Source organism: Halorubrum sp. 2020YC2, assembly GCF_018623055.1.
Classification (GTDB): Archaea; Halobacteriota; Halobacteria; order Halobacteriales; family Haloferacaceae; genus Halorubrum.
Genome location: NZ_CP076019.1, coordinates 2,285,867 through 2,309,293, shown reverse-complemented (window position 1 = coordinate 2,309,293; position 23,427 = coordinate 2,285,867). Strand labels below are relative to the sequence as shown.

Here is a 23,427-nt window from a genome sequence, read left to right as displayed (position 1 = left end):
CCCGTCAGGAGCGGTCGCGCTCCCGCCAGCCGGTCGCCTCGTCGATCCGCGCGAACGCCTCGCGCTCGGCCGGGCCGCCGCAGCGCTCGACAACGTCCGCGAAGTACTCCAGTCGCTCCAGCAGCTCCCCGGTGTCGAACGCCGGCACGTCCAGCCGCGAGGCGGCCACCGTCGCGTCGACGACGGCGCCGAACCCGCGGTTCACCGTCGGCACGCGCTCCGTGACGACCGCCGACTCGACCGGCGACAGCTCCCACGTCCGGATCGTGGTGTCGCCCTCGGTCTCGGCCGCGACCTCCTCGGCGTCGACCTCGACCCACGCGTCGGCGCTCGGCAGGACCGGCTCGTCGACCTCTCGGACCGTGAGCGCCGCGTCCACGAACGTCCGCGGGTCGACGGTGAACTGGACGACGCCGCCCCCGCGCTCGGTGAAGTTCCGCCACGTGCGGGTCCGCCCGTAGGTGCGCGCCGTGACCGGCCCCTCAGGCATCCCGTCCGCGTCGGTCTCGGGGGCGTGAAGTCCCAGCGCCGCGACGTTCCACCGGTCGTTCGGGCCGAGCGTCGTCACGACCGACTCGGTGACGCCCCGGAGCGGCGCCGGCCAGCCGTCGGGCGCGACGCCGGCGGGGTCCCCGTCCGCCGCTCCGCCGCTCACGGCGCCACCTCCGCTCCGCGCCGGAGCGCGATGAAAAGCGCCGCGCAGGTGAGGTCGGCGGTCGTGCCCGGGTTGGTCCCCTCCGCGACGAACGCCGCCGCCAGCGACTCCGCGGCGTCGAGGTCGGCGCCGTGGACCGCCGCCGCCTCGACCGCGGCGACGTCTCCGACCGGGCCGTCCGGGTGCCCTTCGTCCGGCTCCAGAACCCTCTCGCCCGACTCCAGAAGCGCTCTCGCCCGCGCACTCGCCGCGCGGGCCGTCTCCGCCCCTCGCGTCGACGCGACGAGGGTGTCCGACTCCGCGGCGAGCAGCCCGAGGAACGCCCGCGCCGCCCGGTCCGCGAGCGGCCCCTCGTCGGTCAGGATCCACTCGGCGGCGCGGAACGTGCGCGGGAACCCCTCGGTCCACTCCGCGGCGTTCCGGTCGGGGACGCGGTCCGGCTCGACCGAACCGGCCGACTCCGCCGACTCGATCGGCTCCGCGGACAGCGCCAGCACGTCGCGTAGCGTCGCCCCCCGCTCGCGGAGTGCGGGTTCGGCGTCGCTCCCGCGGCGCACGTCGAGGTCGTCCGCGCCCGGGGGCGGGTCGTCGACCGCGACGTCGACGGCCTCGAACGCCCGGTAGAAGGCGACGGCGTCGTCGACGGTCGTCCCGCGACAGACGGCGTCGACGCCGTCGGGCGAGAGCCCTCGGTCGGGGTCCGCGGCCGCCCGGATCAGCGGGACTAAGAGCAGCAGACAGCCGAACTGCGTGTTCGTCCCGGCGCGCGCGGCCATCCCCTCTACGGCGCGCTCGAAGGCCGCACCGACGCCGGGGGGGTCGTCCGCCGCCGTCTCTCCCGCCGCCAGTTCGAGTCCGGCGCGAGCGCCGACCGCGCCGCCGAGGAACGCCTCGAACCGGAGGTCGTCGAGGTCACGGCGGCGGTCGACGTTCCCGGGCTTCGGCGTGCCGGCGACCTCCAGCAGGAGCGCGAGCGTCGCGTCGTCGACGGGATCGGTCGGTCCCCGGTCCCTGCGCCCGCCGCGGGTCACGGTCTCGCCTCCGACTCGGGGTCCGACCTCCCCTCCTCTCTCGGGAGCGCGCCGCTCCGCCACGCCTCTACCGCGTCCGCGACGCGCGCGAGGACGGGCGGGTCCTCCGTCGGTCGGCCGACGCTCACCGCGTCGGCGCCGTGCGCGGCGTACTCGTTCACCGTCTCGCGGCCCCTGACGCCGTTGTTAGCGACGAGCGTCAGGCCCGCGAGGCCGCTCGCGTCACCGGACTCAGGCGCCGCGTCGACCGCCGCCGCCAGGTCCGCGACCGCCGCCTCCGAATCCATCGCGTCGACGTGGAGCCAGTCCGCGCCGGCCGCCGTGACGGTCTCCGCGACCGCGACGAGGTCGACGCCGGGCACCTCGGCGCGGACCTTCACGCTCGTCGTCGCGCCCGTCTCGGCCGCGGCGGCGACGTACCGCGAGAGGCGGTCCGGCTCGCGCAGCAGCGACTCGCCGCAGCCGACCGCGCGAAGCTCCGGCTGTCGGCAGTGGGCGTTGACCTCGCAGACCGCGCCGCGCTCGGCGCATATCTCGGCGGCCGTTCGGACCGGACCGGGCGTCGCGCTCCGGACGTTGACTCCGGGTCGGACCGGCGCGTCCGCGAGCGCGTCGAGCTGGGCGGCGACGAACGCGAGCGGGTCGGCCGGGAGGAACTCTTCGCGCCCGCGGGCGACGAGGTCCCGGGCGGCCGCCCTGCTGGCCGGATCGAGCGCGACGCCGCCGAGGAGGGCGGCGTCGACGTGGGCGGCCGCGTCGAGCGCCCACTCGGCGTCCGCGGCGCCGCTGAGGCTCGCGGCGACGAGGAACGGCTCGCCGCCCGCGGGCGCCCCGGCCCGGTCGCCGCCTCGGGTCACTCCGCGCCCTCCCGCGGCGGCCGCGCGTCCGCCCCGTCGCCGTCGATCGCTTCCAGCGCGCGCTCGCAGGCCCGAGCGACGCGCTCGGCGTCGTCGGCGCCGTCGATCCGCGTGTCGGTGCGCTCGACGCGCCGGTCGAGTTCGGTCGGGTCCTCCTCGTCGAGGACGAACGCGTCCGCGAACGGGTACGCCTCCGCGACGCCCGCGGTGGAGGGCTCGCGGCCGACCCCCTCCATCAGCGCCGCGGCCGGCCCGGAGAACACCTCGTCGCCCACGAACGGCGAGACGGCGACCACGGGCGCCTCCCGGAGCGCGCGCTCGAACCCGGGGAGCGCGAGCATCGGCCCGAGGCTCGTCACGGGGTTCGAGGGACCGATCACGACGGGACCGTCGAGCGCCGCCAGCACGGCGTCGGTCGGCTGGGCGTCGTCGGCGCCCCGGAACTCCACGTCGGCGACCGGCGGCTCGCCGCGGCGCGCCACCCAGTACTCTTGGAAGTGAAGCGTCTCGCCGCCCTCGGTGTGGACGAGCGTCGCGACCGGGTCGTCGGACATCGGGAGGAGGTCGACGTCGAGTCCGAACGCGTCCGCGAGGGTTCGAATCGCCTCGGTGAGCGACTTCCCCTCGTCGAGCAGGCTCGTGCGCGTGAGGTGGACCGCGCGGTCGCGGTCGCCGATCTCCATGAACTCGCCAACCGCCGAGAAGCGCCGCCAGCGGGCGATATCGCGGCCCGCGGTCTGCGCGTCGTCGTCGAGGTACCGCGGGGCGGTCCCGAGTCCGACTTCCTCGGCCAGCCGCCGCAGCTCCTCGTGGGTCGCGGTCGTGTCGCCGTCGATCCCCCACCACGTCTGGCGGTCGAGGACGCCCCCGCCCGCGAACAGCACGGTGTCGACGTCCGGGCAGACGAGGTGGCCGCCGAGCTCGACGTCGTCGCCCGTGTTGGCGACGACCGCGGTCTCGGCCGGATCCCACACCCGGGCCGCGCCGTCGAGGAGCTTCGGCGTGCCCGTCCCCCCGGCGAGGAAGGTTACCATACCGGCGCAAGGCGGCGGGCGGGCTTGTATCCTCGGCTCCGCGCGCGACGAGACAAGCGAGGGAAATGACGAGCGACCGACTGAGCTCGTTTATAAGTAAACGACGAGGCTCGGCCGGTTTCACGGCCGGCGCGTGCCTGCGAGGCCGCCCCGCGGCCGAGCAGCACGCGCGAGGGAGTCGGCCGGCCGGAGCGAAGCGGAGGCCGGCCGACGAGGCTGGGGAGGCGTGAGGTGCGGTTGCGGTGCGGTCGGGTGGGACTCAAAGGGGCAGCCGCGAGGGCGAAGCACGGCGTAGCAAGCACCGCAGCGAAGGAGCGAGCAACGCGAGCGACTGAGCGAGGCGCGCAGCAAGCCGCGCGAGTCCTCGCGGCTGGGGCTTTGGGGACTTCTACCGACGCCGATCCGTCGCCAGTCATTTATTAGTGAGCGGCTAGAATCTTGGGGGTAGTTCCCACAAGACTGCTTCACTATCTATAAATCGATGTCATAGAACTCGAGCTCTATTTTCATAGAGTACTGGAAGTGGTCCCTCTGAAAAGTTGTGCGTATTTCCCTCTCTATGTCTCTACTGATAGCATGGAAAAAGTCGCTATCAGCAACGTAGAGGCTCACGTTGTTGGCGAAGATAGCGTTCGACGTGGGTTATCAGAGCCCTTAGAGACGACCAATATCGCACTCAACCACTACCGGATTGCCTCAGGTGAGGGATTTCCCGGAGGGCTTCACGCCCACATGGATCAAGAGGAGGTGTTCGTCGTTCTAAAAGGAGAGGCAACCTTCGAGACACTAGACGGTGAGGTTACCGTCGGCGAACGGGAAGCGATTCGGTACTCTCCCGGCGAATTTCAATCGGGCAAGAACAACTCGGATCGCGAACTCATCGCAGTTGCGATGGGCGCCCCTCGTGACACCGAAGATATCCGAATCCCCGCAGCGTGTCCCGACTGCGAGAATGACACCCTGCGCTTCCAGATGCGCGACGATGAACTCACGTTCGTCTGCCCGGACTGCGACGCTGAGCACGTTCCACGAAACTGTCCCGCGTGTGGCGATCCCGACCTGCGTGTCACTCTGGATGAGACGATCCACACGGTCGTTGTCTGCCAGGGGTGCGGTGCCGAATTCGAGAACCCCCCGCTCCAGAGCTAACTCGACTGATCGCCGGTATCCTCCGAAACCCCACCCAGCGCGGTTATTTATAAGCAATACTCGTCTGCATCCCGTCCGTATTAAAAGCGCTTCCCACCTCCTCGTCCCCGAGGACGATCACGCCGGCACCCGATTCGGTGATCTCCTCAAACTCCTCGATCGCCCGGTCCGCCGCTTCCTGCGCCCCGTGCCCGTCGTCGAGGAAGTCGACGGCGCGCCGCGAGAGCGTCACGCGCGCGATGTCCTCGCCGGCGCCAGTCGCGCTCGCGCCGCCGGCCTCGGTGCAGAAGAACCCGGACCCGACCTGCGGCACGTCACCGACGCGCCCCGCGAGCGCGAACGACCGGCCGCCGGTGGAGGTCACCGCGGCGAACGTCTCGCCGTCCGTCGCCACCGAGCCGACCGTGTCATGGTCGGGTGCGTCGCGCTCCGACCCCTCGCCCGCCTGATCCGCTCCCGATCCGAACCGCGAGGCGAGCCAGTCGAGGTGTTCGCGCGGGCCGCCGCGAGGCGGATTCTCCTCTTCGTACCGCTCCCGTTTCTCGTCGGTGAGCAGGTCGACGCCGGTCTCGACGCCGAACTCCGCGGCGAGGTCGACCGCGTGCTCGCCCGAGACGAAGATGTGCGGCGTCTCGGAGTGGACCACGCGGGCGACGCTCGCCGCGTGCTCGACCCCGGGCATCGAGCAGGCCGCGCCGACCTCGCGGTCCGAGGTCATCACGCCCGCGTCGGTGCGGACGACGCCGTCGGACTGTATCGCCCCGCCGACGCCCGCGTTGAACCGGGGGTCGGACTCGAGGACGCCGACCGCGGACTCCACCGCGTCGAGCGGCGTCGCCGCGTCCGCGCCGCGCGCGGCCGCCTCGTCGAGGACCGCCTGTCTGGGCTCCGGGTCGTCGGGGGCGCCGCCGGCGCCGCCGTGGACGATGACTCGCATACCGGAGGCTCCCGCGGCGGCCACATAAGCGCCCGGAAGCCGGCGGCGACCGCTGGGGCCGACCGGCCGCCCGCCCCGACGCCGCAAGAGCTATCCTCGCCGCTTGGCGACTCGGAGTCACCGTGACGACCGCCGATTCCCCCGGCGCCGACTCCGAGGCCCGTCCGCTTCGCCGCCTCCGAGCCGCGCTCCGCCGCCGCCTCGGAATCGATCCGCGCGCCCTCGCCGCGTTCCGGATCGCGCTCGGCGCCGTCCTCCTCGTCGACCTCGCGCTCCGCGCGCGGAACCTGACGGCCTTCTACACCGACGCCGGCGCCCTCCCGCGCGCGGAGCTCGCTGACGCCTCCCCCCTCGGCGCTCGCCTCTCGCTTCACGCCGTCTCGGGCGACCCCCGAGTCGTCGCGCTGCTGTTCCTCGTCGCCGCGCTCGCCGCCGCCGCGCTCGCGGTCGGCTACCGGACGCGTGTCGCGACGGCGGTCTCGTTCCTCCTGCTCGCGTCGCTTCAGGCGCGGAACCCCCTCGTGCTCAACGCCGGCGACACCCTCCTCCTCCAGCTGCTCGGCGCCGGACTGCTGTGCCCGCTCGGCGCCCGCTGGTCGGTCGACGCGGTCCGGCATCGCAGTTCGGCGTCGCCGGCGTCGCCGCTCGACCGCGAACCGGACCGCGTCGCCGGCCCCGCCTCCGCGCTCCTCCTGGCCCTCGTGGCCGTGGTGTACGTCTCCAACGCGGTCGAGAAGCTCCGCGGGACGGCGTGGCCCGCCGGCGAGGCGGTCGAGCGCGTCTTCCGGCTCACCTACCTCCACGGGCCGCTCGGCGGACTCGTCCCCGAGTGGTCGCCCCTGCTCTCGGCGGCCACCCACGGCTGGCTCGCGCTGCTCGTCGCCTCGCCGCTGCTGATCGCCGCCGCCGGGCGGGTCCGGGCCGCGCTCGCGGGGACGCTCCTCGCGGCGCACCTCTCGATGACGCTCACGCTCCAGATCGGCGTCTTCTCGCTGACGTCCGCGGTCTCGCTGCTCCCCTTCTTCCCCCCGTTCGTCTGGAACCGCGTCGAGCGCGCGGTCGCCCCCGCGGCCGACCGGGTCCGGGGCCTCGCGGCGCGCCCGTTCGCGCCCCCGAGCCCCTCCGACGCCGGCAACGAAGTGCCGGACGCGCTCCGGGCCCTCCGCGGCGGGGCCGCGGCCGCGGTTCCGGTCGTCGCCGCGGTCCTCCTCGTCGCGCTCGTCGCGTGGAACGGGATGGCGCTCGGACTCGTCGACGCGCCGGAGCCGGTGGCGTCCGTGGCCGACCCGACCCAGCGGGGCTGGGACATGTTCGCGCCGGATCCGCCCTCGACCGACGCGCTCGCGCTGGCGACCGCGACGACCGCCGACGGCGACCGGATCGACGCCTTCCACGGCGACCGCGTCGCGCGCGATCGGCCCCCGTCCGACGCCCGCGCGTACCCCACCGCGCGCTGGCGGAAGTTCCTCACGTCGCTCGCGGACGACCCCGACCCGGACCGCGTCGACCCGCTTCTCGCGCACCTCTGCGACCGCGCGGCGGGGTTCCCGGACGGGGACGGGGCGAACGGAGCCGCCGCGGTCGACTCGGTCGCCCTCTCCGCGGTCGACGTCGACGTCTATCGCGGTGAGACGCGGGTCGAGGAACTCGGCACGCGGTCGTGTCGAGGCCCCTGACCGCCGGCGTTTATGCCCCGACGGCCGGATCCCTTCGACGTGACCGACTCGGAACCGACCTCGGCGGCGACGCGCTCGGCGCCCGTCTCGGTCCTGCTGCCGACCGTCCGCTGGACCGACGCCTGCGACGAGGTGGCCGACCAGCTCCGCGGTCCCGAGGCGTTCGGTGGTGCGGATAATGCCGGTGCCGGCGAGGGAGCGGGCGACGACGCCGGAAGCGGGGACGACGGCGATGGCGCCGACCCCGCCGCCGACGAACTGCTCGTGATCTGCGACTCCCCGGACGACCCCGTCGCTGAGCGGCGGGGCGACCTGCCGGAGCGCGTCCGGCTCCGCGTCGCCGGCGAGCCGGAGGGATGTTCCGGGAAGGCGAACGCGATAGCGGCCGGGATGGAGGCGGCGGCGAACGACCGGGTCGCGTGGACCGACGACGACTTTCACCACCCGCCGGACTGGCTGGCGGCGCTCGACGCCGACTACGAGCCCCGCGGGCCGACGACCGAGGTCCCGGTGTTCGTCGGGCTCGACCCGCTGGCTCGCTTCTTCGAGCCGGCGTACGCCATCGGCGGGACGCTCGCGGTCTCCGTCGGGGGGATCGCGTGGGGCGGCGCGGTGATCTTCGAGCGCGACGACCTCCGCGACGGAGAGGCGGCGTTCCGTCGGGACCTCCGGCGGACCGTCAGCGACGACGGGACGCTCACCGAGCACCTCGACGTGACCGCGGCCGACCGGACCCGGGACGTTCGGGCGGGGGGTTCGTTCCGGGGGTCGCTGGAGCGGTTCGTCCGGTTCCTGACGATCACCCGGTACCACGCCCCGCTGGCGACCGCGTTCAACGTCCTCCTCGGCGTCTCGATGGCCGCCCTCTGTCTGCTCGCGCCGGTCGCGGGCGTGGCGCTCGTCACGGCGCTCGCGGGCGCGGTCTACGCTCGGTTCGGAATCGACCGCGCGACGTTCCTGCTCGCGGCGCCCGGCGCCCTGCTCGCGCCGCCGCTCATGGCGTACGCGCTCGCCCGCCGAACCTTCGTCTGGGGCGGCCGCCGCTACCGCTGGCGGTCGCTGTTCGACGTCTCGGTCGAGCCGGTCTGAGTTCGCTGCGGTGCGGGCCGTCCCCGAGATCGGTCGGGCCGAAAACCGGCAAACGCTGCGAGCGCGACGCTTACGCCGAAAACGGCAGGCACTTTAGGGCGCCACAGAAATCCTCGAACGTTCATGAGCTATGATAAAGTCGACGTCCCCGACGACGGCGAGGCCATCACGCTCGCCGACGAGGAGACCGGCGAGCTGAACGTCCCGTCTAACCCGATCATCCCGATCATCCACGGCGACGGGATCGGCACCGACGTCGGGCCGGCCGCACAGCAGGTACTCGACGCCGCCGCCGAGGCGACGGGCCGCTCCATCGCGTGGATGCGCGTCTACGCCGGCTCCAGCGCCCGCGAGATGTACGACGAGAACCTCCCCGAGGACACCGTCTCGGCTATCCGCGACCACCGCGTCGCGATCAAGGGCCCGCTCACGACCCCGGTCGGCGCCGGCTTCCGCTCGCTCAACGTCGCGCTCCGCAAGACGCTCGACCTCTACGCGAACGTCCGCCCGACCTACTACATCGACGGCGTCCCGTCGCCGGTCAAGAACCCCGAGGAGATGGACATGGTCACCTTCCGGGAGAACACCGAGGACGTGTACGCCGGCATCGAGTGGGAGGCCGGCACCGACGGGTCCGAGCAGGTACGCGACTTCCTCGAACAGGACATGGACGTCCCGGACGTCATCCACGACGGTCCGGTCGGCATCGGCGTCAAGCCCATCTCCGAGTTCGGCTCGAAGCGCCTCATCCGCGAGGCGGTCGACTACGCGCTCGCGAACGACCGCGACTCGGTCACGCTCGTCCACAAGGGGAACATCATGAAGTTCACCGAGGGCGCGTTCCGCGACTGGGGCTACGAGGTCGCAGAGGAGGAGTACGGCGACGACGTGATCACCGAGGACCAGCTCTGGGAGGAGCACGACGGCGAGCAGCCCGAGGGCACCCTCGTCGTCAAGGACCGCATCGCGGACAACATGCTCCAGCAGCTGTTGACCCGCACGGACGAGTACGAGGTCATCGCGACGATGAACCTCAACGGCGACTACATGTCCGACGCCGCGGGCGCCCAGATCGGCGGCCTCGGCATCGCGCCGGGAATTAACCGCGGCCACGGCCGCTGTCTGGCCGAGCCGGTTCACGGCTCCGCGCCCAAGTACGCCGGCGAGGACAAGGTGAACCCCACCGCAATGATCCTCTCGGGCCGCGAGATGCTCGACTACCTCGGCTGGGACGACGCCGCGGACCTCGTGCGCGAGGCCGTCGAGGAGACCATCTCCTCGGGGCAGGTCACCTACGACCTCCACCGGCAGATCGAGGGCGGCGAGAAGCTCGCGACGAGCGAGTTCGCGGACGCGGTCGTCGAGCAGATCGACGAACTGGCGTAATACTCGTCGATCGCTGTCGACGATCTCTACTATTCTTTCTCCGATTGCGAGCGCGAGAGCCGTCTCTAGTTATAAACGCTCGTTGACTGCGGACCGACGGCCAACACCGCCAAAGAGCCGCTCGGCGATACGTAAACGATGACTCCGCGGTGAACACCGCCAAAGCCCCAGCCGCTCGGCGATACGTCTCTGACCGACGGTCGACGGCGAACACCGCCAAAGCCCCAGCCGCGAGACGGGCGCACGCTCGCTGTGCTCCTCGTCGCTCGTTTCACTCGCTCCTGCGGTGCTTACGTCGCCTGCGCCCGCCTCGCGGCTGCCCCTTTGAGTCCCGCCCCGCACCTCACGCCTCCCCAGCCTCGTCGGCCTCCCTCCGCTTCGCTCCGGTCGGCCGACTCCCTCGCGCGTGCGACTCGCAGCCTGATGGCTGCTCGTCGGCACGCGCCACCGCAGATCTACTTATAACTAGTCGTCGCTCGCCTACCCCAGCCGCTCGTCGAGGATGAGCCGCGTCTTCGTCGACTTGACCTCGTCCATCTCGCGGGCCTTGGTGATCAGTTCGTTGACCGCGCGCGTGTCGACCGCGTCGACGACGAGGACGACGTCCTCCTCGCCGGACACCTGCCAGACGAAGTCGACCTCCTCCCACTCCACCATCCGCTGCCCGACTTCGTCGGTGTTGACGTTCATCTCGACCGATATCTCGATCATCGCCTTCACGTTGCCGGTGCGGGTCGTGACCGTGAACCGCTCGATCACGCCCTCGTCCGTCATCCGGTCGACGCGGTTGCGCACGGTCCCCTCGGAGGTCCCCACCCGGTCCGCGATCTCCGTGTACGGGGTCCGCGCGTCCCGTCGCAGGATCGAGAGGATCCGTCGGTCGAGGTCGTCCATACCGACTTTTCTCTCCCCCGCCGCCTTACCCGTTACGAATATCGTAACGAACCTTCGAACGACGCATTTATATCCCTTTGCGCGTACGTATCTCGTAATGTCGGACGCCTACATCGCGCTGGCCGACGGTCGCGTGCTCGAAGCGCGCGCCCGTGCGCCGGGGCGGACCCGCGGCGAACTGGTGTTCACGACCGCGTACACCGGCTACGAGGAGTCGCTCACCGACCCCTCCTACGCCGAACAGATCCTCACCTTCTCGTACCCCCTGATCGGGAACTACGGCGTCCGAAGCGAGCGGTTCGAGTCCGACTCGGTCCAGCCGCGCGCGGCGATCGCCCGCGAACTGACCGACGACGTCGCGGAGTGGCTCGCCGGCGAGGGCGTGCCCGCCGTCGACCACGTCGACACCCGCGAGATCGTCACCACCGTCCGCGAGGAGGGCGCGATGGCCTGCGGGATCGCGGCCGGCCCGGACGCGACCCCCGAGGACGCGGTCGAAGAGATGGAGGCGTGCGAGCCGATGAGCGACCACGTCGACATCGGCGCGCAGGTCTCGGTCACCGAGCCGACCGTCCACGAGAGCGCCGACGGCGTCGGCGTCGACGTCGCGATGCTCGACTGCGGCGCGAAGGGCTCTATCATCTCCTCGCTCACCGACCGCGGCGCGGACGTCCACGTCCTCCCGTACGACGCGACCCCCGAGGACGTGGCCGCCGTCGACCCCGACGTGCTCTTCGTCTCGAACGGCCCGGGCGACCCGGAGAACTTCGTCGCCGCACAGGAGGTCGTCGACGAGTTCGCGGGCGACCTGCCGCTGGCCGGCATCTGCCTCGGCCAGCAGGTGATCACGAGCGCGCTCGGCGGCTCGACAGAGAAGATGGCGTTCGGCCACCGCGGCGTCAACCAGCCCGTCAAGGACCTCCGCACCGACAGGGTCGTGATGACCACCCAGAACCACGGCTACACGGTCGACGACACCGGCCCGCTGGAGGTGACGCAGGTGAACGTCAACGACGACACCGTCGAGGGCCTCGACAGCGAGGTGCTCGACGTGATCACCCGTCAGTACCACCCCGAGGCGAACCCCGGTCCGCACGACTCGCTCGGCTTCTTCGACGAGGTCCTCGATCTGGCGACCTCGTCGCGTCGCGTCGCGGCCGACTGAGACGACGGTCCACCGAGTCCCCGCTTTTCCGCTCTCGGCGCCCCTCCGACTGACCGCTCGGAGTACCACCCGGCCGACGCTCGATACCCCCGTCGGCCCTCTGCCTCTCGCGTTCCGCGCTCGTCCCGTACCGGCGACGTTTTCTACCGTCCCCTCGCAGGGTGAGGCATGCCAACCGAGATCCTGCTCACCAACGACGACGGGATCGACGCCGTCGGGATCCGGGCGCTCGCGGACGCGCTCTCCCGTAACCACGACGTGACGGTCGTCGCGCCCGCGACGAACCAGTCCGGCGTCGGCGGCGCGCGCTCGTGGTGGGAGACGACGGTGGACTACACCGAGACCGACCGCGGCTACGCGGTCGAGGGGACCCCCGCGGACTGCGTCGCGGTGGCGGACGTGGCGCTCGGACTCGACCCCGACGTGGTCGTCTCCGGCTGTAACCACGGGCCGAACATCGGCGCGCACATCCTCGGGCAGTCCGGGACGGTCGGGGCCGCGATGGAGGCCGCCTTCCTCGGCACGCCCGCGATCGCGGTGTCGCTGTACGACCGCGGGAACCTCCCCGTGCCGCCGACGCTCGACAACGGCGACTTCGCGGTCGCCGGCGAGGTCGTCGGCGACCTGCTCGACCGGATCGACGACGGGAACCTCCCGTTCGGCGCCGACGTGCTGAACGTCAACGTGCCGGCCGCCGACGACGAGGCGGCGGAGAATCCCACATACCGGTTGACCGAGCCGGCCCGCGGCTTCGACGTGATCGAGTTCCGGCCGGGCGAGGAGGGCCCGGACGAGGAGGGCGTCGCGGAGGGGTGGGAGTTCGGGGAGCGCCGCGGCGAGATGGGGATGGAGCTCCGCGACCGCTTCTGGCGGGAGTTCCTCCGCGGCGACGTCCCGGACGACCCCGGCTCGGACCGCCGCGCAGCGGTCGAGGGCGAGGCGAGCATCTCGCCGCTGTCGAGTTCGCGCGCGGTCGCGGGCGAGGCGGCCGGCAGCCTCGTCGAACCGGCCCGCGGCGCCGAGACCGGCGCGGACTGAGGCGGGCGGCGTCGACCCTCGGCGGCGCAGCGTCGGCGGTCGCAGCGTCGGCGGTCTCAGCGCCGGCGGCAGTCTCAGCGCCGGCGCCGCGGACGCCGCTGCCCGGCGGTGAACTCCGCGGCGAGCCGCCCGAGGTACCACACGACCGCGAGTCCGAGACAGAGCCCGACGCCCAGCGCCGCGAGGAGCTGAACCGGCGTCGGGTCGAACTGGAGGGCGATGAGCGGCGGCGAGACCGCGACGACCGCGAGCAACACGAGCTTTATTTTCCGGTTGCCGGCCTCCTGTTCCGCCTCGGAGAGCGGTCCTACCACTGCGATCCCCCCGACCACGTTCCGACGACCGCCGACGCGACGCTCATGCCCCCATCACGGTCCCGGCGACCATCAAGGCGACGAACCGAACCGGTTCGCTCCGCGTCGACGGTCCGGCCCGACGACGGCCCGGCGCGACGACCGATCGCCCTGCTGGGTCCCGCTCGCTCAAAAGGGTCTCGACCGTTCACGCCGGTAGCGACTCGTTACGGGCGTGAACGGTCTGGGTCGTTTAAGCCCGTTCGACGGTTCGTGTCGAGTGCCCCTACCCGCCGTCCCGGACCTCGCCGCGGGTCGTCGGCTCGGCGGCCGCCGCCCGTGCCGCCCCCGTCGTCCGCGTCGTTCCGGGACCCGCCCCTCCCCGCCGTTTCGCGGCGCTTTTGACCCGACCCCGACAAGCGACATCCATGGACGACGAACTCCGCGAGCGCGTCGCGGCGGCCGGCGAGGCCGCGGCGCTTTTCAACGCGCTCAAACACGGCAACGACCCGGACGTGGGCGCGATCATGGGCCCGCTCATGGGCGAGAACCCCGAGTTCCGCCCGCACGGCGACGAGATTCCGGGCGTCCTCGCGCCGATAGTGAACGAGGTGGGCGAGATGGACGAGGCGGCGCGCCGGGAGCGGCTGGGCGAGCTCGACCCCGACAAGCTCGCGGAGCTTGCGGCCGACGACGAGGACGACGACCGCGTCCTCCCCGACCTCCCGAACGCCGAGGAGGGAGAGGTCGTGATGCGCGCCGCGCCGAACCCGAACGGCCCGTGGCACGTCGGCCACGCGCGGATGCCCGCCGTCATCGGGACGTACAAGGAGCGCTACGGCGGCGAGTTCATCTGCCGGTTCGACGACACCGACCCCGAGACGAAGCGGCCCGACCTCGACGCGTACGACGCAATCTTAGAGGACATCGAGTACCTCGGCTTCGAGCCGGACCGCGTGCTGAAGGCGTCAGACCGGCTGGAGACCTACTACGACCACGCCCGCGAGCTGATCGACCTCGGCGGCGCGTACACCTGCTCGTGCTCCGGCGACGACTTCTCGGAGCTGAAGAACGCCGGCGAGGCGTGTCCACACCGCGAGAAGGACGCCGAGACGGTCCACGAGGAGTTCGAGGCGATGGTCGACGGCGAGTACGACTCCGGTGAGATGGTTTTGCGGGTAAAAACCGACATCGAGCACAAGAACCCCGCCCTGCGCGACTGGGTCGCGTTCCGGATGATCGACACGCCGCACCCGCGCGAGGAGGCGGCGGAGTACCGCTGTTGGCCCATGCTCGACTTCCAGTCCGGCGTCGACGACCACCTCACGGGCGTCACGCACATCATCCGCGGCATCGACCTGCAGGACTCCGCGAAGCGCCAGCGGTTCGTCTACGACTACTTCGACTGGGAGTACCCAGAGGTGCTCCACTGGGGCCACGTTCAGGTGGACGAGTACGACGTGACGCTCTCCACGTCGACGATCAAGGGCCTCATCGAGGACGGCGAGCTGACCGGGTGGGACGACCCGCGCGCGCCGACCATCCAGTCGATGCGCCGCCGCGGGATTCAGGGCCAAGCCCTCGTCGACTCGATGACCGAACTCGGGATGTCCACCTCCGACGTGGATCTGGCGATGTCCTCCGTCTACGCGAACAACCGCGACCTGGTCGACGACGACGCGAACCGCTACTTCTTCGTCCGCGACCGCGAGGACGCGCCCGCGGTGGAGCTACCGATCGTCGACGGCGACGCGCCCGCGCCCGAGACGGGCCACCCGCCGCTCCACCCGGAGCACCCGGACCGCGGCGACCGCGAGGTGCCCGCCGGTCGGATCGTCGTCGAGTCCCCCGACCTCCCGCCCGAGGGCGAGCGCGTCTGGCTCAAGGGGTACGGCCCCGTCCGCCACGAGGGCGACGAGCTGGTTTTCCTCGACGCCGACATCGAGGTCGTCCGCGAGGGCGACGTGGACGTGATCCACTGGGCGCCCGCCGACGAGGGGCTCGAAACCCTCCTGCGGACGGTCGAGGGCGACGTGCGCGGGATCGCGGAGCCGGCGCTCGCGGACGTGGACCCCGACGCGGTCGTCCAGTTCGTGCGCATCGGCTTCGCCCGGATCGACGCGTTCGACCCGGAGGCGACCGACGAGGCGGACGGCCCGAACGGCTCCGAGGACCTGCTGGCGTACTACGCGCATCCCTAGGTCGGTCGTCGACTGGTCGACCGCGTTCAGCCCGGTCGCTTCCGCCGGCCGACCGAATTCGTTCGTCGGGGAGTTTAAACCCGCGACCGGCGAAGCGAGGGCAACGATGGCAATCGACCCGAACTTCGAAACGAACCGCGAGCGGGCCGACGACGAGGACGGCGTCGCCGTCTGGGGCCCCGTCGAACCGCCCGAGAAGCAGGGGATCCGCGGCACCCACGTCGCGGTCGACTTCGACATCTGCCTCGCGGACGGCGCCTGTCTGGAGGACTGCCCGGTCGACGTGTTCGAGTGGGTCGACACCCCCGGACACCCGGAGTCCGAGCGGAAGGCGAACCCGGTCGACGAAGACCAGTGTATCGACTGTATGCTCTGCGTGGACGTCTGCCCCGTGGACGCCATCGACGTCGACCCCGGGCGCGAGAACCGGATCTGAGTAGTCGCCGTCGGCGCGGTGACGATTTCTCTCGTTCGAGTTGCTCTTTTATACGTGGTGGACAGCGGACCGATAACGAAGGCCGTCAAAGCCCATTTGAGTCCACCCGGCCGCGGCCGCACGACATCTCACACCTCCCCGGCCTCGTCAGCCACCTCCGCGTTGCTCGACAATGACGGAGGTGAACGCGAATCCCACCGCGTCTGCCGGTGATTTGTCTTGATATGGCCGGTTGACGATGAAATAGTGCCAGACACGCGCTAGCTGAGAGAAACCACTGCCGGCAGTTGCGAGCCGACTGAGAGGGGAAGTCCTGAATCCAAATCACAACCGGAACCGACAGGTCTCGTGATTATTACAATAAGAAAAGCTGGGAGTATCGCCTTTCGCAAAACCCATCTGATATTCCGCCGGTATACCGGCGGTATTAGACTAATCGGTCGAATTGGAGTGGGTTCCCCATCCCAAGAATCCCCATCGGGATCATCCACGGACTGTGGCGGCTATTCACCCCAAAATGAGGGGAGAATCAAACCGAGAACCGATACGATCTCTCGATGGAGGGCCGAGCACGGGGACCGTGCCGCCTATTGGAGGCGGTCCGGCGGTGCCCAGTATTACCGAAGTGGCTCATGGTTTTGTATACTATGCTGACAACGTGACAATGTTCTCATCGTCACCAGTAGTACGTCAATAAGACAACTATCTTCAATAAATAGCGCTTAGACGTCGGTATGACCAACGATAGCACCGGAGAATCTCCCGGACCCGCTGACTCGATGGCGTCATCTAGTGTTGAGATGGACATGGATGTGCGCGACCGTGTCCACATCATCCCGTTGGGCTACGAACGCGATCGCGTCGTTGTTCCCCCGTCCGGATGGGAGCGGACACAGTAGTGCTTGTAAAACACAGCAGAGACGATCCCGAGAACTATCCCGAATACTACGATGATATCTTCGAGGCCTTCGACGAATCCGCCGTCCAAGTGGCGGAGGTAAATGCCGATATATTCGACCTCTACGATGCGCTCGGCACGATCGCCGGGCTGATTCAAAAGTACGATCACGACGATGTATACGTTAATCTGGCCACAGGTGGGAAAGTCACTGCCATCGCCGGGATGATCGCCTGTATGGTCACGGAGGCGGCTACCCCGTACTACGTGAGCGCGGATACCTACGGTGACCACCGACAGGAGCCGGTCGCTCGGAACGTCACTAATATCTCAAACCTACCGACTTATCCTATCGATGCGCCCACCCCTGAGCAAGTACAGATGCTCGCGTACATTGCTGAGGAGGGGCCGGTATCAAAGAAGCGGCTCATCGGATACGCAGAAAGCCAAGACCTACCGTTCATCGCTGGTTACCAAGGTGGTGATATTAAAGGAAAGTATCGGAAACTCGATTCGGTGATTCTCAACCCACTCGTGGAGGACGGCTCCGTCAGCCTTGACCAGCAAGGAAGGCGAAAGGTCGCTCACATCACCTCGAACGGCGAGAATACGCTTCGTGGTTTTAAATATATGATAGAAAACAGTGAGATGTTATGAGCAATCTCGCGTAGTTCGTTCGGCGTCTGACCTGACTCTCTATCGCTTCCCGGACAGGTTCCTCTGAAGCGGTAATTCGTCGACGGGTTCCCGCGAGCGCGCTGAATACAGCGCGCACTCCAAAACATATCACCACTCAAGAGGTTCACCAGAGCCATTTATCCATACGCCGCCGACTTGCTCAATCGCCCATAAACCGCTCCCGTTCCTCGCGCGCGAACTCAGTCCCGTACCGTTCCACGACGGGGACGTACGCGTCACCGAGCGCGCGCATACACGCGCTCGTCGAGACGAAATCGAGATCCGCTGCGACCTCCTCCCACGGCCGGCCCTGAAGCACCTTCCGGACGAGCAGTCGTTCGCGTCGCTCGTCGAGTTCGGGTCCCTCGATCAGGGCCGCGAGCGCGAGGTCCCGGAACGCGCCGGGCGCGGTGTCGTACATCCCCGGCCCCACCGACGCGCCGACGACCGACCGCCACTCGGTGTCGGTGAGGTCGATCGGGGTCGGCGCGGAACACGCCCGCAGCGCGCCGCGGACCACGTCCGGGTCGACGTCGCGGTGCGCGTCCGAGAGCCCGTCGCGCTCGCGGTCGCGGAAGGCGACCGCGTGGCGGTCGAGCAGGTCGCGGCCGGCGTCGGTCTCGGGGCGGAGCATGATCGCGGAGTGCTCGCCCGAGGCGTCGTTCCGGCTCGTCGAGAGGTGGACGGTCCGGTAGCCCGCCCGCCGCCAGAAGCGGAGCAGCCGCGGCGCCGCGCCGTAGCCGACCGAGAAGTAGTCGAGGCCCTCGCCGTCCTCCTCGCGGTCGCCGCCGAACTCCGCGTGGACCTCGTCGAGCAGCCGCGAGCCGAACCCCGCGTCCCGGAGCGCGTGGTGGGTCGCGATCCGGACCGTCCGCAGCCCTCGCGGCGCGGCGGCCGCCTCGTCGCGCAGTTGGCTCGTGAGCACGTCCGGCACCATGTTGCCGCGGACGCGCTCGCCCTCGTACATCCCGCGCCGCGTCTCGCTATCGAGTCCGCCCTCGCGCGCGAGGAGCGCGACCGCGACGACCCGGCCGTCCGCGACGAGCGCCCGCGCGACGAGGTTCGGCGCGTCGAGCAGCCGCGCGAGGTCGTTCGGCTCGGTCCGGTAGTGCGCGGCGACGAGCAGCCCGAACGCCTCCCCGAGCAGCGTCTCGTCCGCGAGCAGGTCGTCCGGGTCGAGCGCGCGATAGGTCGCGTCGTCGACCGACGCGTCCGCGACCGCCGCGTCGACCGCGGGCCGGGCGTCCAAGAGGAGCGCGCGCGACGCCCACGCCTCGACGGGGTCGTTCCGCGCGTACCGGATCGGCTCGTCGAGGCGCACGTCGCGGACCGCGAACCGGGAGTCGAGCAGCCGCTCGCGGAACCGGACCGCGAACCCGCGGCCCGCCCCCTCGTAGCCGTGGACCGTCGTGCAGAACGCGACCGCGGGCGCGTCGAGGAACCCCTCCAGCAGCCGCACCGGGAGCGCCGCCGCCTCGTCGACGACGACCGCGTCCGCCTCGTCGGCGGCCTCCGCGGCGGCCGCGGGCGACAGGAACCGGACCCGACCACCCCCCGGGGTTCGGAGGTCGCTGTCGCTCTCGGTGTTCTCGGCGCCGGTCTCCCCCCCGATCAGCTCCCGCGCCCGGGCGAACACCTCCGCGGCGTTCCGGAACGCGGGCGCGGTGACGAGGACGTCCGCGCCTCCGAGCGCGAGCGCGCCCGCCGCCAGCCCGGCCGCGCTCGACTTCCCGCGCCCCCGGTCGGACTCGACCACGACGGCCGAGTCGGACCCGGTGAGCGCCTCGAACGCCCGCAGCGCCCGCGCCTGATCGGCCGTGCGACAGGCGCCGTACGCGGCCGCGGGGAACGTCGCCCCCGGCGGCGCGCTCTGCGGATCCGCGGCGCCGGCCGCGCCGCCGTCACCGTCCGCACCTTCCGTCCCCGTCAGTCCGTCGCGCTCCAGGCTCTCGTCGCCGGCCTCGTCTCCGAGCGCGACGACCGCGACTCCGGGATGCGTCCGGAGGGTCGCGACGAGGCGCCCGCGGAACCGCCCCGTCACGTCGTCGATATCGTAGGGCGGTACCGCGAGCGAGTCGTCGAAGCGGTCGCGGATCGTCGGCCACTCGTCGAGCGCGGGCGTCAGGAGGACCAGCAGGCCGCCGCCGTCGACGGCGCCGACCGCGCGGCCGAGCGCGTTCGGGACGAACCGCTCGTGGCAGTCGAGGACGACCGCCTCGCGGGTGCGGCCGAGCAGCTCGTCGGCGCTCCGCGGGCGGTGCTCCTCGAACCGGAACCCCTCCCGCGTCGAGACCATCGTGACCTCCCTATCGTCGACCCCAAGCGACTCGACCGCGTCGTAGGCGGCGTCGATCGCCCGGTCGCGGTCGCCGGCGAGCACGAGGACGCGCCGCTCGTTCATCCGCTCGGCCTCGGCGCGCAGGTCGCACGCAACTCCCGCGATCATCTTCGCTCGTCGTTGCCGAGGCGGGGGGATGTGTCTTGCCCTCCGCGTCGGTGGGACGCCCCGAGCCGGTCGAACCGTCGACGCCCGCGAAGGCGGGAGGCTTACGGACGCTCGGCGCGTCGCTCCGGGCATGACCACGGTCACGCTTATCGGGACGCGGCTCGCGGACGTGGGCCGCGAGTTCGTCTACGAGGGGGAATCGGCCGACTGCGAGGGGTGTCCCTACCGCGGCCAGTGCCTCAACCTCTCCGAGGGCACCCGCTACCGGGTGACCGGCATCCGCGAGAACGCGCAGACGCTCGACTGCGCCGTCCACGACGCGGGCGTCCGCGCGGTCGAGGTCGAGCCGGCGTCGGTCCCCGCGAACGTCCCCTCGAAGCGCGCGTACGCCGGCAGCAAGGCGTCGCTCGCTGGCCCCTGCCCGCACACCGAGTGTCCGAGCCACGGCTACTGCGTCCCCGACGGCGCCGACTTCGACGAGGAGCGCGTCATCGATCAGGTGCTCGGCGAGCCGCCGCACGAGACCTGCGCGCTCGACCGCGAGCTGACGCTCGTGGAGTTCCGCGCGGAGGAGTAGAGAGTCGGAGCGGAGAGAAGCGGTCGGCCGCTACAGCGACGCGACCGCGTTCAGCGTGATCCGGATCGCGCGCTCGACGTTGTCCTTCGCCTTCTCCGGCAGTTCGTCGTCGGAGTCCGCGCCCTTCTGTGACCCCGCGACGAGGTTGCCGTCGACGGTACAGATGGCGCCCGCCGCGAGCCCCTTGCGGCGCGCGAGCGAGAAGACGGTCGCGGCCTCCATCTCGATCGCGAGCAGGTTGGCGTCGTTCCAGTCGTCGACGTACTCGTCGCTCTCGTTGTAGAACGCGTCGTCCGAGACGATCGGCCCGACGTGGATCTCCTCGCCGTTGTCCTCGGCCGCCTCGACCAGCCCCGTGAGCACGTCGTAGTCCGGGACGGCCGGGTACACTTCATCCTCGTAGCGCTTGCTCGTCCCCTCCTCCTTGGCCGCGCCCGTCGCGACGACCATATCGCCCACCTCCATGTCGGGCTGGAGCGCCCCGCAGGTGCCACACCGGACGAACGTCTCGACGCCGACCCGCGAGAGCTCCTCGACGGCGATGGCGGCCGACGGGCAGCCGATCCCGGTCGAGCAGATCGTGAGGTCGGTCCCCTCGTAGCTCGCGTTGACGACCTTGTACTCGCGGTTCTGCGCGACGACCTCGCTGTCGTCACAGCGGTCCGCGATCCGGTCGACGCGGCCGGGGTCGCCCGGGATGACCGCGATGTCGTGTACGTCGCCCTCCTCGACCAGCAGGTGCGGCTGTTTCGCCATACGCGCGGCAACAGCCGCCGCGCGCAAAAACGGACCGGTCGGCAGGCGGGTGTCGCGCCCCGAACGGCATTTGATATCGCGTTATACAATTTATCGCCGGTTCGAATCGGCGTTCGCCGCCCCTCGACGAGACCGACGGCTTCGGCCGGATCGGCCGTTTTATCGACCGAAGGCGCCAGGTCAGCGTATGACCGGTCCTGACGGTACCCCCTCGACGCTCGGCGCCCTCGCGGTCGCATTCCTCCTCGTCACGCTGGTCGCCGGGACGCTCATCGGCTTTAATTGGACACAGGCGGTGCTGCTCGGCGGATTCGCCGGCGTCGCGGCCGTCGCGTCGGCGTGGCTGACGTACCGACGCGCAGGCGGCGACTGAGTCAGTTCCCCCGGCTCTCGACAGCACTCGCCCGAGTATCGCGATTGAGAGGTCGGACGGAGGATTTTATACCCGCTCGGCGTCGAACTCCCACAATGCGATTCAGTCGCGACCGTCGGGGCCAGTCGGTCGTGGTCGGGACGGTGATCCTGTTCGGCTTCCTGATCTTAGCGCTCGCCAGCTACCAAGCGTTCGCAGTACCGGCACAGAACAGCGAGGCGGAATTCGATCATAATCAAGACCTCCAGTCGGACATGCAGGAGCTGCGCGCATCGCTCCTTGACGTCGGTGACGCGGAAGACGATCCGTACCAGCGTCCGGTCAGCGTCGACATAGGATTCAGATACGAGCCTCGCCTGTTCGCGGTGAGTCCCCCGCCGCCGACCGGGAATCTTCGGACGGAAGACCGCGGTCCGATCGACCTCACGAACGCACGGGTTAGCCCGGACGACGCGAGTCGGTTCGAGAACACCAGCCTGCTGTTCGACCCTCACGAAACGCGACTGCTCACGTTCGTTTCTGGATACAACGAGTATCGAAGTTCGCCACGAACGACGTTCGAACACACGCTTCTGTACAATCGGTTCGAGAGAGCGAACCAGACGGTCACCGGGCAGCGAACCGTCGATGGAGCCGAGCGTCGGTTGTCGCTGACCACCTTCTCCGGTGACGTCGACAGGCGGGGATTCACTACGACGCTGGACCCGACATCGCTCGATGGCCCGACACCGACGGTTCCGATCGAACCGGAGTCCGATGTAGAGTCGTTCCAGCTCCGGATTCCAACCCACTCGCCGGCCGTCTGGACCGAAATAATCGGCACCGAAACCGGCGTCGGAGAACCGAACGCAGCGGTCAACGAGAGCCTTTCTAGTGACAGGGCGGTGGTCGTTGACCTAGAAGGAGAGTGGCGCCTTCAGATGTCCCGAGTCGGTTACGACGGTGGGACCGTCGATCGAACCCCGTTTTCGAACGTTTCCCGCGTTGATGAGCGATCCCAGGCTGGCAACGAGTCTTCTGCTTTCCTGACTGAGTGGGAAACTGACTCGATCACGATCCCGGAAGGCGGCTCGACGTCGCTGAACGTGACGGTCACCGACCGGGCCACGGGAGATCCGATATCGAACGCGACGATCAACTATTCGAACGCGCGAACGGCCGGATCGGGCCGCGTTCGGTTCCGTCCAACCACGGATCGGACCCGAGACGGAGCGGCCGAGGTGAGCCTCGACGCGACCGATGCCGTCGAAAACGATTCTTACCTCGGGTACGCGACTGCCGGCGACGACGCCGACGTACTGTCGGTCAACATCGGTCCGCCCGAATCGACGCAGGCCCTCGAGCCGGTAGCCGTCGACACGTCGAACAGTGTGTTGAACTTCCAGATGCGGAACGACGGGGAAGAGACGGTGACAATCGAAGAGTTCGCCGTAGACACGACCAGAATACAGTCAGGCAACTTCATCGAGAGCAGCTCTAGCGATGACGAACTCGAGATCACCGGGAGTACCACCGACGGGCTGGCACGAACACAAGGACAACAGGTGTTCAACGCCGACGGGACGCGGTACTCGCTCGAAGCCACTGGCCCGGGCGGTCAGGGACAGAACGCGGAGATCGCGGCCGGCGACACGGTCACCGTGGACATCAGGAACTTCGAGCAGCGCCTCGACGACGGCACCACGCTCGAGTTCACGAACGACCCCGGGGACGCCGACGTGATCGTCACCTTCGTGTTGAGCGACGGGACCGAGGAGAACCTCTACCTCAGACGGCCCTGACCGCCGAGGCTTCTGATATCGACAATCGACGTAAAAACCATCGACAAAGACATATGCCAGTCCCGTGAACGACCGTG

At 70.0% G+C, this 23,427-nt stretch carries 21 protein-coding genes; 12 read left to right on the top strand and 9 right to left on the bottom strand.

The features are described from left to right. Positions 1 to 4: 4 nt before the first annotated feature. The 4 genes from KI388_RS11545 to cofD are packed head-to-tail and all read right to left on the bottom strand — an operon-like array spanning position 5 to position 3,577. Positions 5 to 655 carry a DUF447 domain-containing protein gene (locus KI388_RS11545; protein ID WP_215086767.1) on the bottom strand — a complete coding sequence of 217 codons (651 nt, stop codon included), beginning with the start codon at positions 653 to 655 and terminating at the stop codon, positions 5 to 7. After that, on the bottom strand, positions 652 to 1,686 hold the full coding sequence (locus KI388_RS11540) for a triphosphoribosyl-dephospho-CoA synthase (RefSeq protein WP_215086766.1): 1,035 nt from the start codon (positions 1,684 to 1,686) through the stop codon (positions 652 to 654). The genes KI388_RS11545 and KI388_RS11540 overlap by 4 nt, the downstream gene beginning before the upstream one ends. Continuing rightward, complete coding sequence (locus tag KI388_RS11535; protein WP_215086765.1) at positions 1,683 to 2,543, bottom strand: tRNA-dihydrouridine synthase; 861 nt, start codon at positions 2,541 to 2,543, stop codon at positions 1,683 to 1,685. Before KI388_RS11535 ends, KI388_RS11540 begins: the two co-directional genes overlap by 4 nt. Beyond that, positions 2,540 to 3,577, bottom strand: coding sequence for a 2-phospho-L-lactate transferase (gene cofD / locus KI388_RS11530; protein WP_215086764.1), 1,038 nt, complete (start codon positions 3,575 to 3,577; stop codon positions 2,540 to 2,542). Before cofD ends, KI388_RS11535 begins: the two co-directional genes overlap by 4 nt. 576 nt (positions 3,578 to 4,153) lie before the next feature. On the opposite strand from cofD, the gene KI388_RS11525 reads away from it, so the two are divergent. Then, positions 4,154 to 4,726, top strand: a complete 573-nt coding sequence (locus KI388_RS11525) for a cupin domain-containing protein (RefSeq protein WP_215086763.1) — start codon at positions 4,154 to 4,156, stop codon at positions 4,724 to 4,726. A gap of 43 nt (positions 4,727 to 4,769) precedes the next feature. Here KI388_RS11525 and KI388_RS11520 read toward each other — a convergent pair whose 3' ends face one another. After that, the gene (locus tag KI388_RS11520; protein ID WP_215086762.1) at positions 4,770 to 5,663 is read right to left on the bottom strand and encodes an isoaspartyl peptidase/L-asparaginase; all 894 of its coding nucleotides are present in this window, start codon (positions 5,661 to 5,663) and stop codon (positions 4,770 to 4,772) included. 122 nt (positions 5,664 to 5,785) lie between these two features. On the opposite strand from KI388_RS11520, the gene KI388_RS11515 reads away from it, so the two are divergent. From KI388_RS11515 to icd, 3 genes are all read left to right on the top strand, one after another. Continuing rightward, positions 5,786 to 7,339, top strand: a complete 1,554-nt coding sequence (locus tag KI388_RS11515; RefSeq protein WP_215086761.1) for an HTTM domain-containing protein — start codon at positions 5,786 to 5,788, stop codon at positions 7,337 to 7,339. 39 nt (positions 7,340 to 7,378) lie between these two features. Continuing rightward, a complete protein-coding gene (locus tag KI388_RS11510; RefSeq protein ID WP_215086760.1) occupies positions 7,379 to 8,428 on the top strand; it encodes a glycosyltransferase in 1,050 nt (349 codons plus the stop codon). A 123-nt stretch (positions 8,429 to 8,551) separates the two neighbouring features. Beyond that, positions 8,552 to 9,814, top strand: coding sequence for an isocitrate dehydrogenase (NADP(+)) (icd, locus tag KI388_RS11505; RefSeq protein WP_215086759.1), 1,263 nt, complete (start codon positions 8,552 to 8,554; stop codon positions 9,812 to 9,814). A gap of 480 nt (positions 9,815 to 10,294) precedes the next feature. Here the strand turns inward: icd and KI388_RS11500 are convergent, their stop codons facing one another. Then, the gene (locus tag KI388_RS11500; protein ID WP_215086758.1) at positions 10,295 to 10,708 is read right to left on the bottom strand and encodes an Lrp/AsnC family transcriptional regulator; all 414 of its coding nucleotides are present in this window, start codon (positions 10,706 to 10,708) and stop codon (positions 10,295 to 10,297) included. 97 nt (positions 10,709 to 10,805) lie between these two features. Between KI388_RS11500 and carA the strand changes: the two genes are divergently transcribed. Together carA and surE are read left to right on the top strand one after the other, a co-directional pair. Beyond that, entirely contained in the window at positions 10,806 to 11,873 is a 1,068-nt protein-coding gene (gene carA, locus KI388_RS11495) for a glutamine-hydrolyzing carbamoyl-phosphate synthase small subunit (RefSeq protein ID WP_215086757.1), read from the top strand. A gap of 168 nt (positions 11,874 to 12,041) precedes the next feature. Continuing rightward, positions 12,042 to 12,911 carry a 5'/3'-nucleotidase SurE gene (gene surE, locus KI388_RS11490; RefSeq protein ID WP_215086756.1) on the top strand — a complete coding sequence of 290 codons (870 nt, stop codon included), beginning with the start codon at positions 12,042 to 12,044 and terminating at the stop codon, positions 12,909 to 12,911. A gap of 74 nt (positions 12,912 to 12,985) precedes the next feature. On the opposite strand, the gene KI388_RS11485 is transcribed toward surE, so the two are convergent. Continuing rightward, on the bottom strand, positions 12,986 to 13,225 hold the full coding sequence (locus KI388_RS11485; protein WP_215086755.1) for a hypothetical protein: 240 nt from the start codon (positions 13,223 to 13,225) through the stop codon (positions 12,986 to 12,988). Positions 13,226 to 13,632: 407 nt separating this feature from the next. Between KI388_RS11485 and KI388_RS11480 the strand changes: the two genes are divergently transcribed. The 3 genes from KI388_RS11480 to KI388_RS11470 all read left to right on the top strand — a co-directional run bounded on the left by KI388_RS11480 (position 13,633) and on the right by KI388_RS11470 (position 17,396). Beyond that, positions 13,633 to 15,405 (top strand): glutamate--tRNA ligase, encoded by a 1,773-nt coding sequence (locus KI388_RS11480; RefSeq protein ID WP_215086754.1) that lies wholly within the window; start codon positions 13,633 to 13,635, stop codon positions 15,403 to 15,405. Positions 15,406 to 15,511: 106 nt separating this feature from the next. Then, positions 15,512 to 15,841 (top strand): ferredoxin family protein, encoded by a 330-nt coding sequence (locus tag KI388_RS11475; protein WP_215086753.1) that lies wholly within the window; start codon positions 15,512 to 15,514, stop codon positions 15,839 to 15,841. An 880-nt stretch (positions 15,842 to 16,721) separates the two neighbouring features. After that, positions 16,722 to 17,396, top strand: coding sequence for a DUF6293 family protein (locus KI388_RS11470; protein ID WP_215086752.1), 675 nt, complete (start codon positions 16,722 to 16,724; stop codon positions 17,394 to 17,396). Positions 17,397 to 17,577: 181 nt separating this feature from the next. Here KI388_RS11470 and tmcA read toward each other — a convergent pair whose 3' ends face one another. Further along, the gene (tmcA, locus tag KI388_RS11465; protein WP_215086751.1) at positions 17,578 to 19,863 is read right to left on the bottom strand and encodes a tRNA(Met) cytidine acetyltransferase TmcA; all 2,286 of its coding nucleotides are present in this window, start codon (positions 19,861 to 19,863) and stop codon (positions 17,578 to 17,580) included. 130 nt (positions 19,864 to 19,993) lie between these two features. Here tmcA and KI388_RS11460 point away from each other — a divergent pair, with 130 nt between their 5' ends. Further along, complete coding sequence (locus KI388_RS11460; RefSeq protein WP_215086750.1) at positions 19,994 to 20,440, top strand: UPF0179 family protein; 447 nt, start codon at positions 19,994 to 19,996, stop codon at positions 20,438 to 20,440. 30 nt (positions 20,441 to 20,470) lie between these two features. On the opposite strand, the gene KI388_RS11455 is transcribed toward KI388_RS11460, so the two are convergent. Then, a complete protein-coding gene (locus tag KI388_RS11455; protein WP_215086749.1) occupies positions 20,471 to 21,196 on the bottom strand; it encodes a nucleoside phosphorylase in 726 nt (241 codons plus the stop codon). A 187-nt stretch (positions 21,197 to 21,383) separates the two neighbouring features. Here KI388_RS11455 and KI388_RS11450 point away from each other — a divergent pair, with 187 nt between their 5' ends. Further along, positions 21,384 to 21,569: a hypothetical protein gene (locus KI388_RS11450; protein ID WP_215086748.1), complete on the top strand. Its 186-nt coding sequence runs from the start codon at positions 21,384 to 21,386 to the stop codon at positions 21,567 to 21,569. Continuing rightward, a complete protein-coding gene (locus KI388_RS11445; protein ID WP_215086747.1) occupies positions 21,536 to 23,350 on the top strand; it encodes a hypothetical protein in 1,815 nt (604 codons plus the stop codon). Before KI388_RS11450 ends, KI388_RS11445 begins: the two co-directional genes overlap by 34 nt. The last annotated feature ends 77 nt before the right edge of the window (positions 23,351 to 23,427 follow it).

What these genes read in the sequence shown, in the direction of transcription:
- surE (WP_215086756.1), top strand. Translation starts at nt 12,042, where the DNA reads ATGCCAACCGAGATCCTGCTCACCAACGACGACGGGATCGACGCCGTC.
- KI388_RS11480 (WP_215086754.1), top strand. Translation starts at nt 13,633, where the DNA reads ATGGACGACGAACTCCGCGAGCGCGTCGCGGCGGCCGGCGAGGCCGCG.
- KI388_RS11450 (WP_215086748.1), top strand. Translation starts at nt 21,384, where the DNA reads ATGACCGGTCCTGACGGTACCCCCTCGACGCTCGGCGCCCTCGCGGTC.
- icd (WP_215086759.1), top strand. Translation starts at nt 8,552, where the DNA reads ATGAGCTATGATAAAGTCGACGTCCCCGACGACGGCGAGGCCATCACG.
- carA (WP_215086757.1), top strand. Translation starts at nt 10,806, where the DNA reads ATGTCGGACGCCTACATCGCGCTGGCCGACGGTCGCGTGCTCGAAGCG.
- KI388_RS11470 (WP_215086752.1), top strand. Translation starts at nt 16,722, where the DNA reads ATGGGAGCGGACACAGTAGTGCTTGTAAAACACAGCAGAGACGATCCC.
- cofD (WP_215086764.1), bottom strand. Translation starts at nt 3,577, where the DNA reads ATGGTAACCTTCCTCGCCGGGGGGACGGGCACGCCGAAGCTCCTCGAC.
- KI388_RS11525 (WP_215086763.1), top strand. Translation starts at nt 4,154, where the DNA reads ATGGAAAAAGTCGCTATCAGCAACGTAGAGGCTCACGTTGTTGGCGAA.
- KI388_RS11455 (WP_215086749.1), bottom strand. Translation starts at nt 21,196, where the DNA reads ATGGCGAAACAGCCGCACCTGCTGGTCGAGGAGGGCGACGTACACGAC.
- KI388_RS11460 (WP_215086750.1), top strand. Translation starts at nt 19,994, where the DNA reads ATGACCACGGTCACGCTTATCGGGACGCGGCTCGCGGACGTGGGCCGC.
- KI388_RS11500 (WP_215086758.1), bottom strand. Translation starts at nt 10,708, where the DNA reads ATGGACGACCTCGACCGACGGATCCTCTCGATCCTGCGACGGGACGCG.
- KI388_RS11520 (WP_215086762.1), bottom strand. Translation starts at nt 5,663, where the DNA reads ATGCGAGTCATCGTCCACGGCGGCGCCGGCGGCGCCCCCGACGACCCG.
- KI388_RS11475 (WP_215086753.1), top strand. Translation starts at nt 15,512, where the DNA reads ATGGCAATCGACCCGAACTTCGAAACGAACCGCGAGCGGGCCGACGAC.
- tmcA (WP_215086751.1), bottom strand. Translation starts at nt 19,863, where the DNA reads ATGATCGCGGGAGTTGCGTGCGACCTGCGCGCCGAGGCCGAGCGGATG.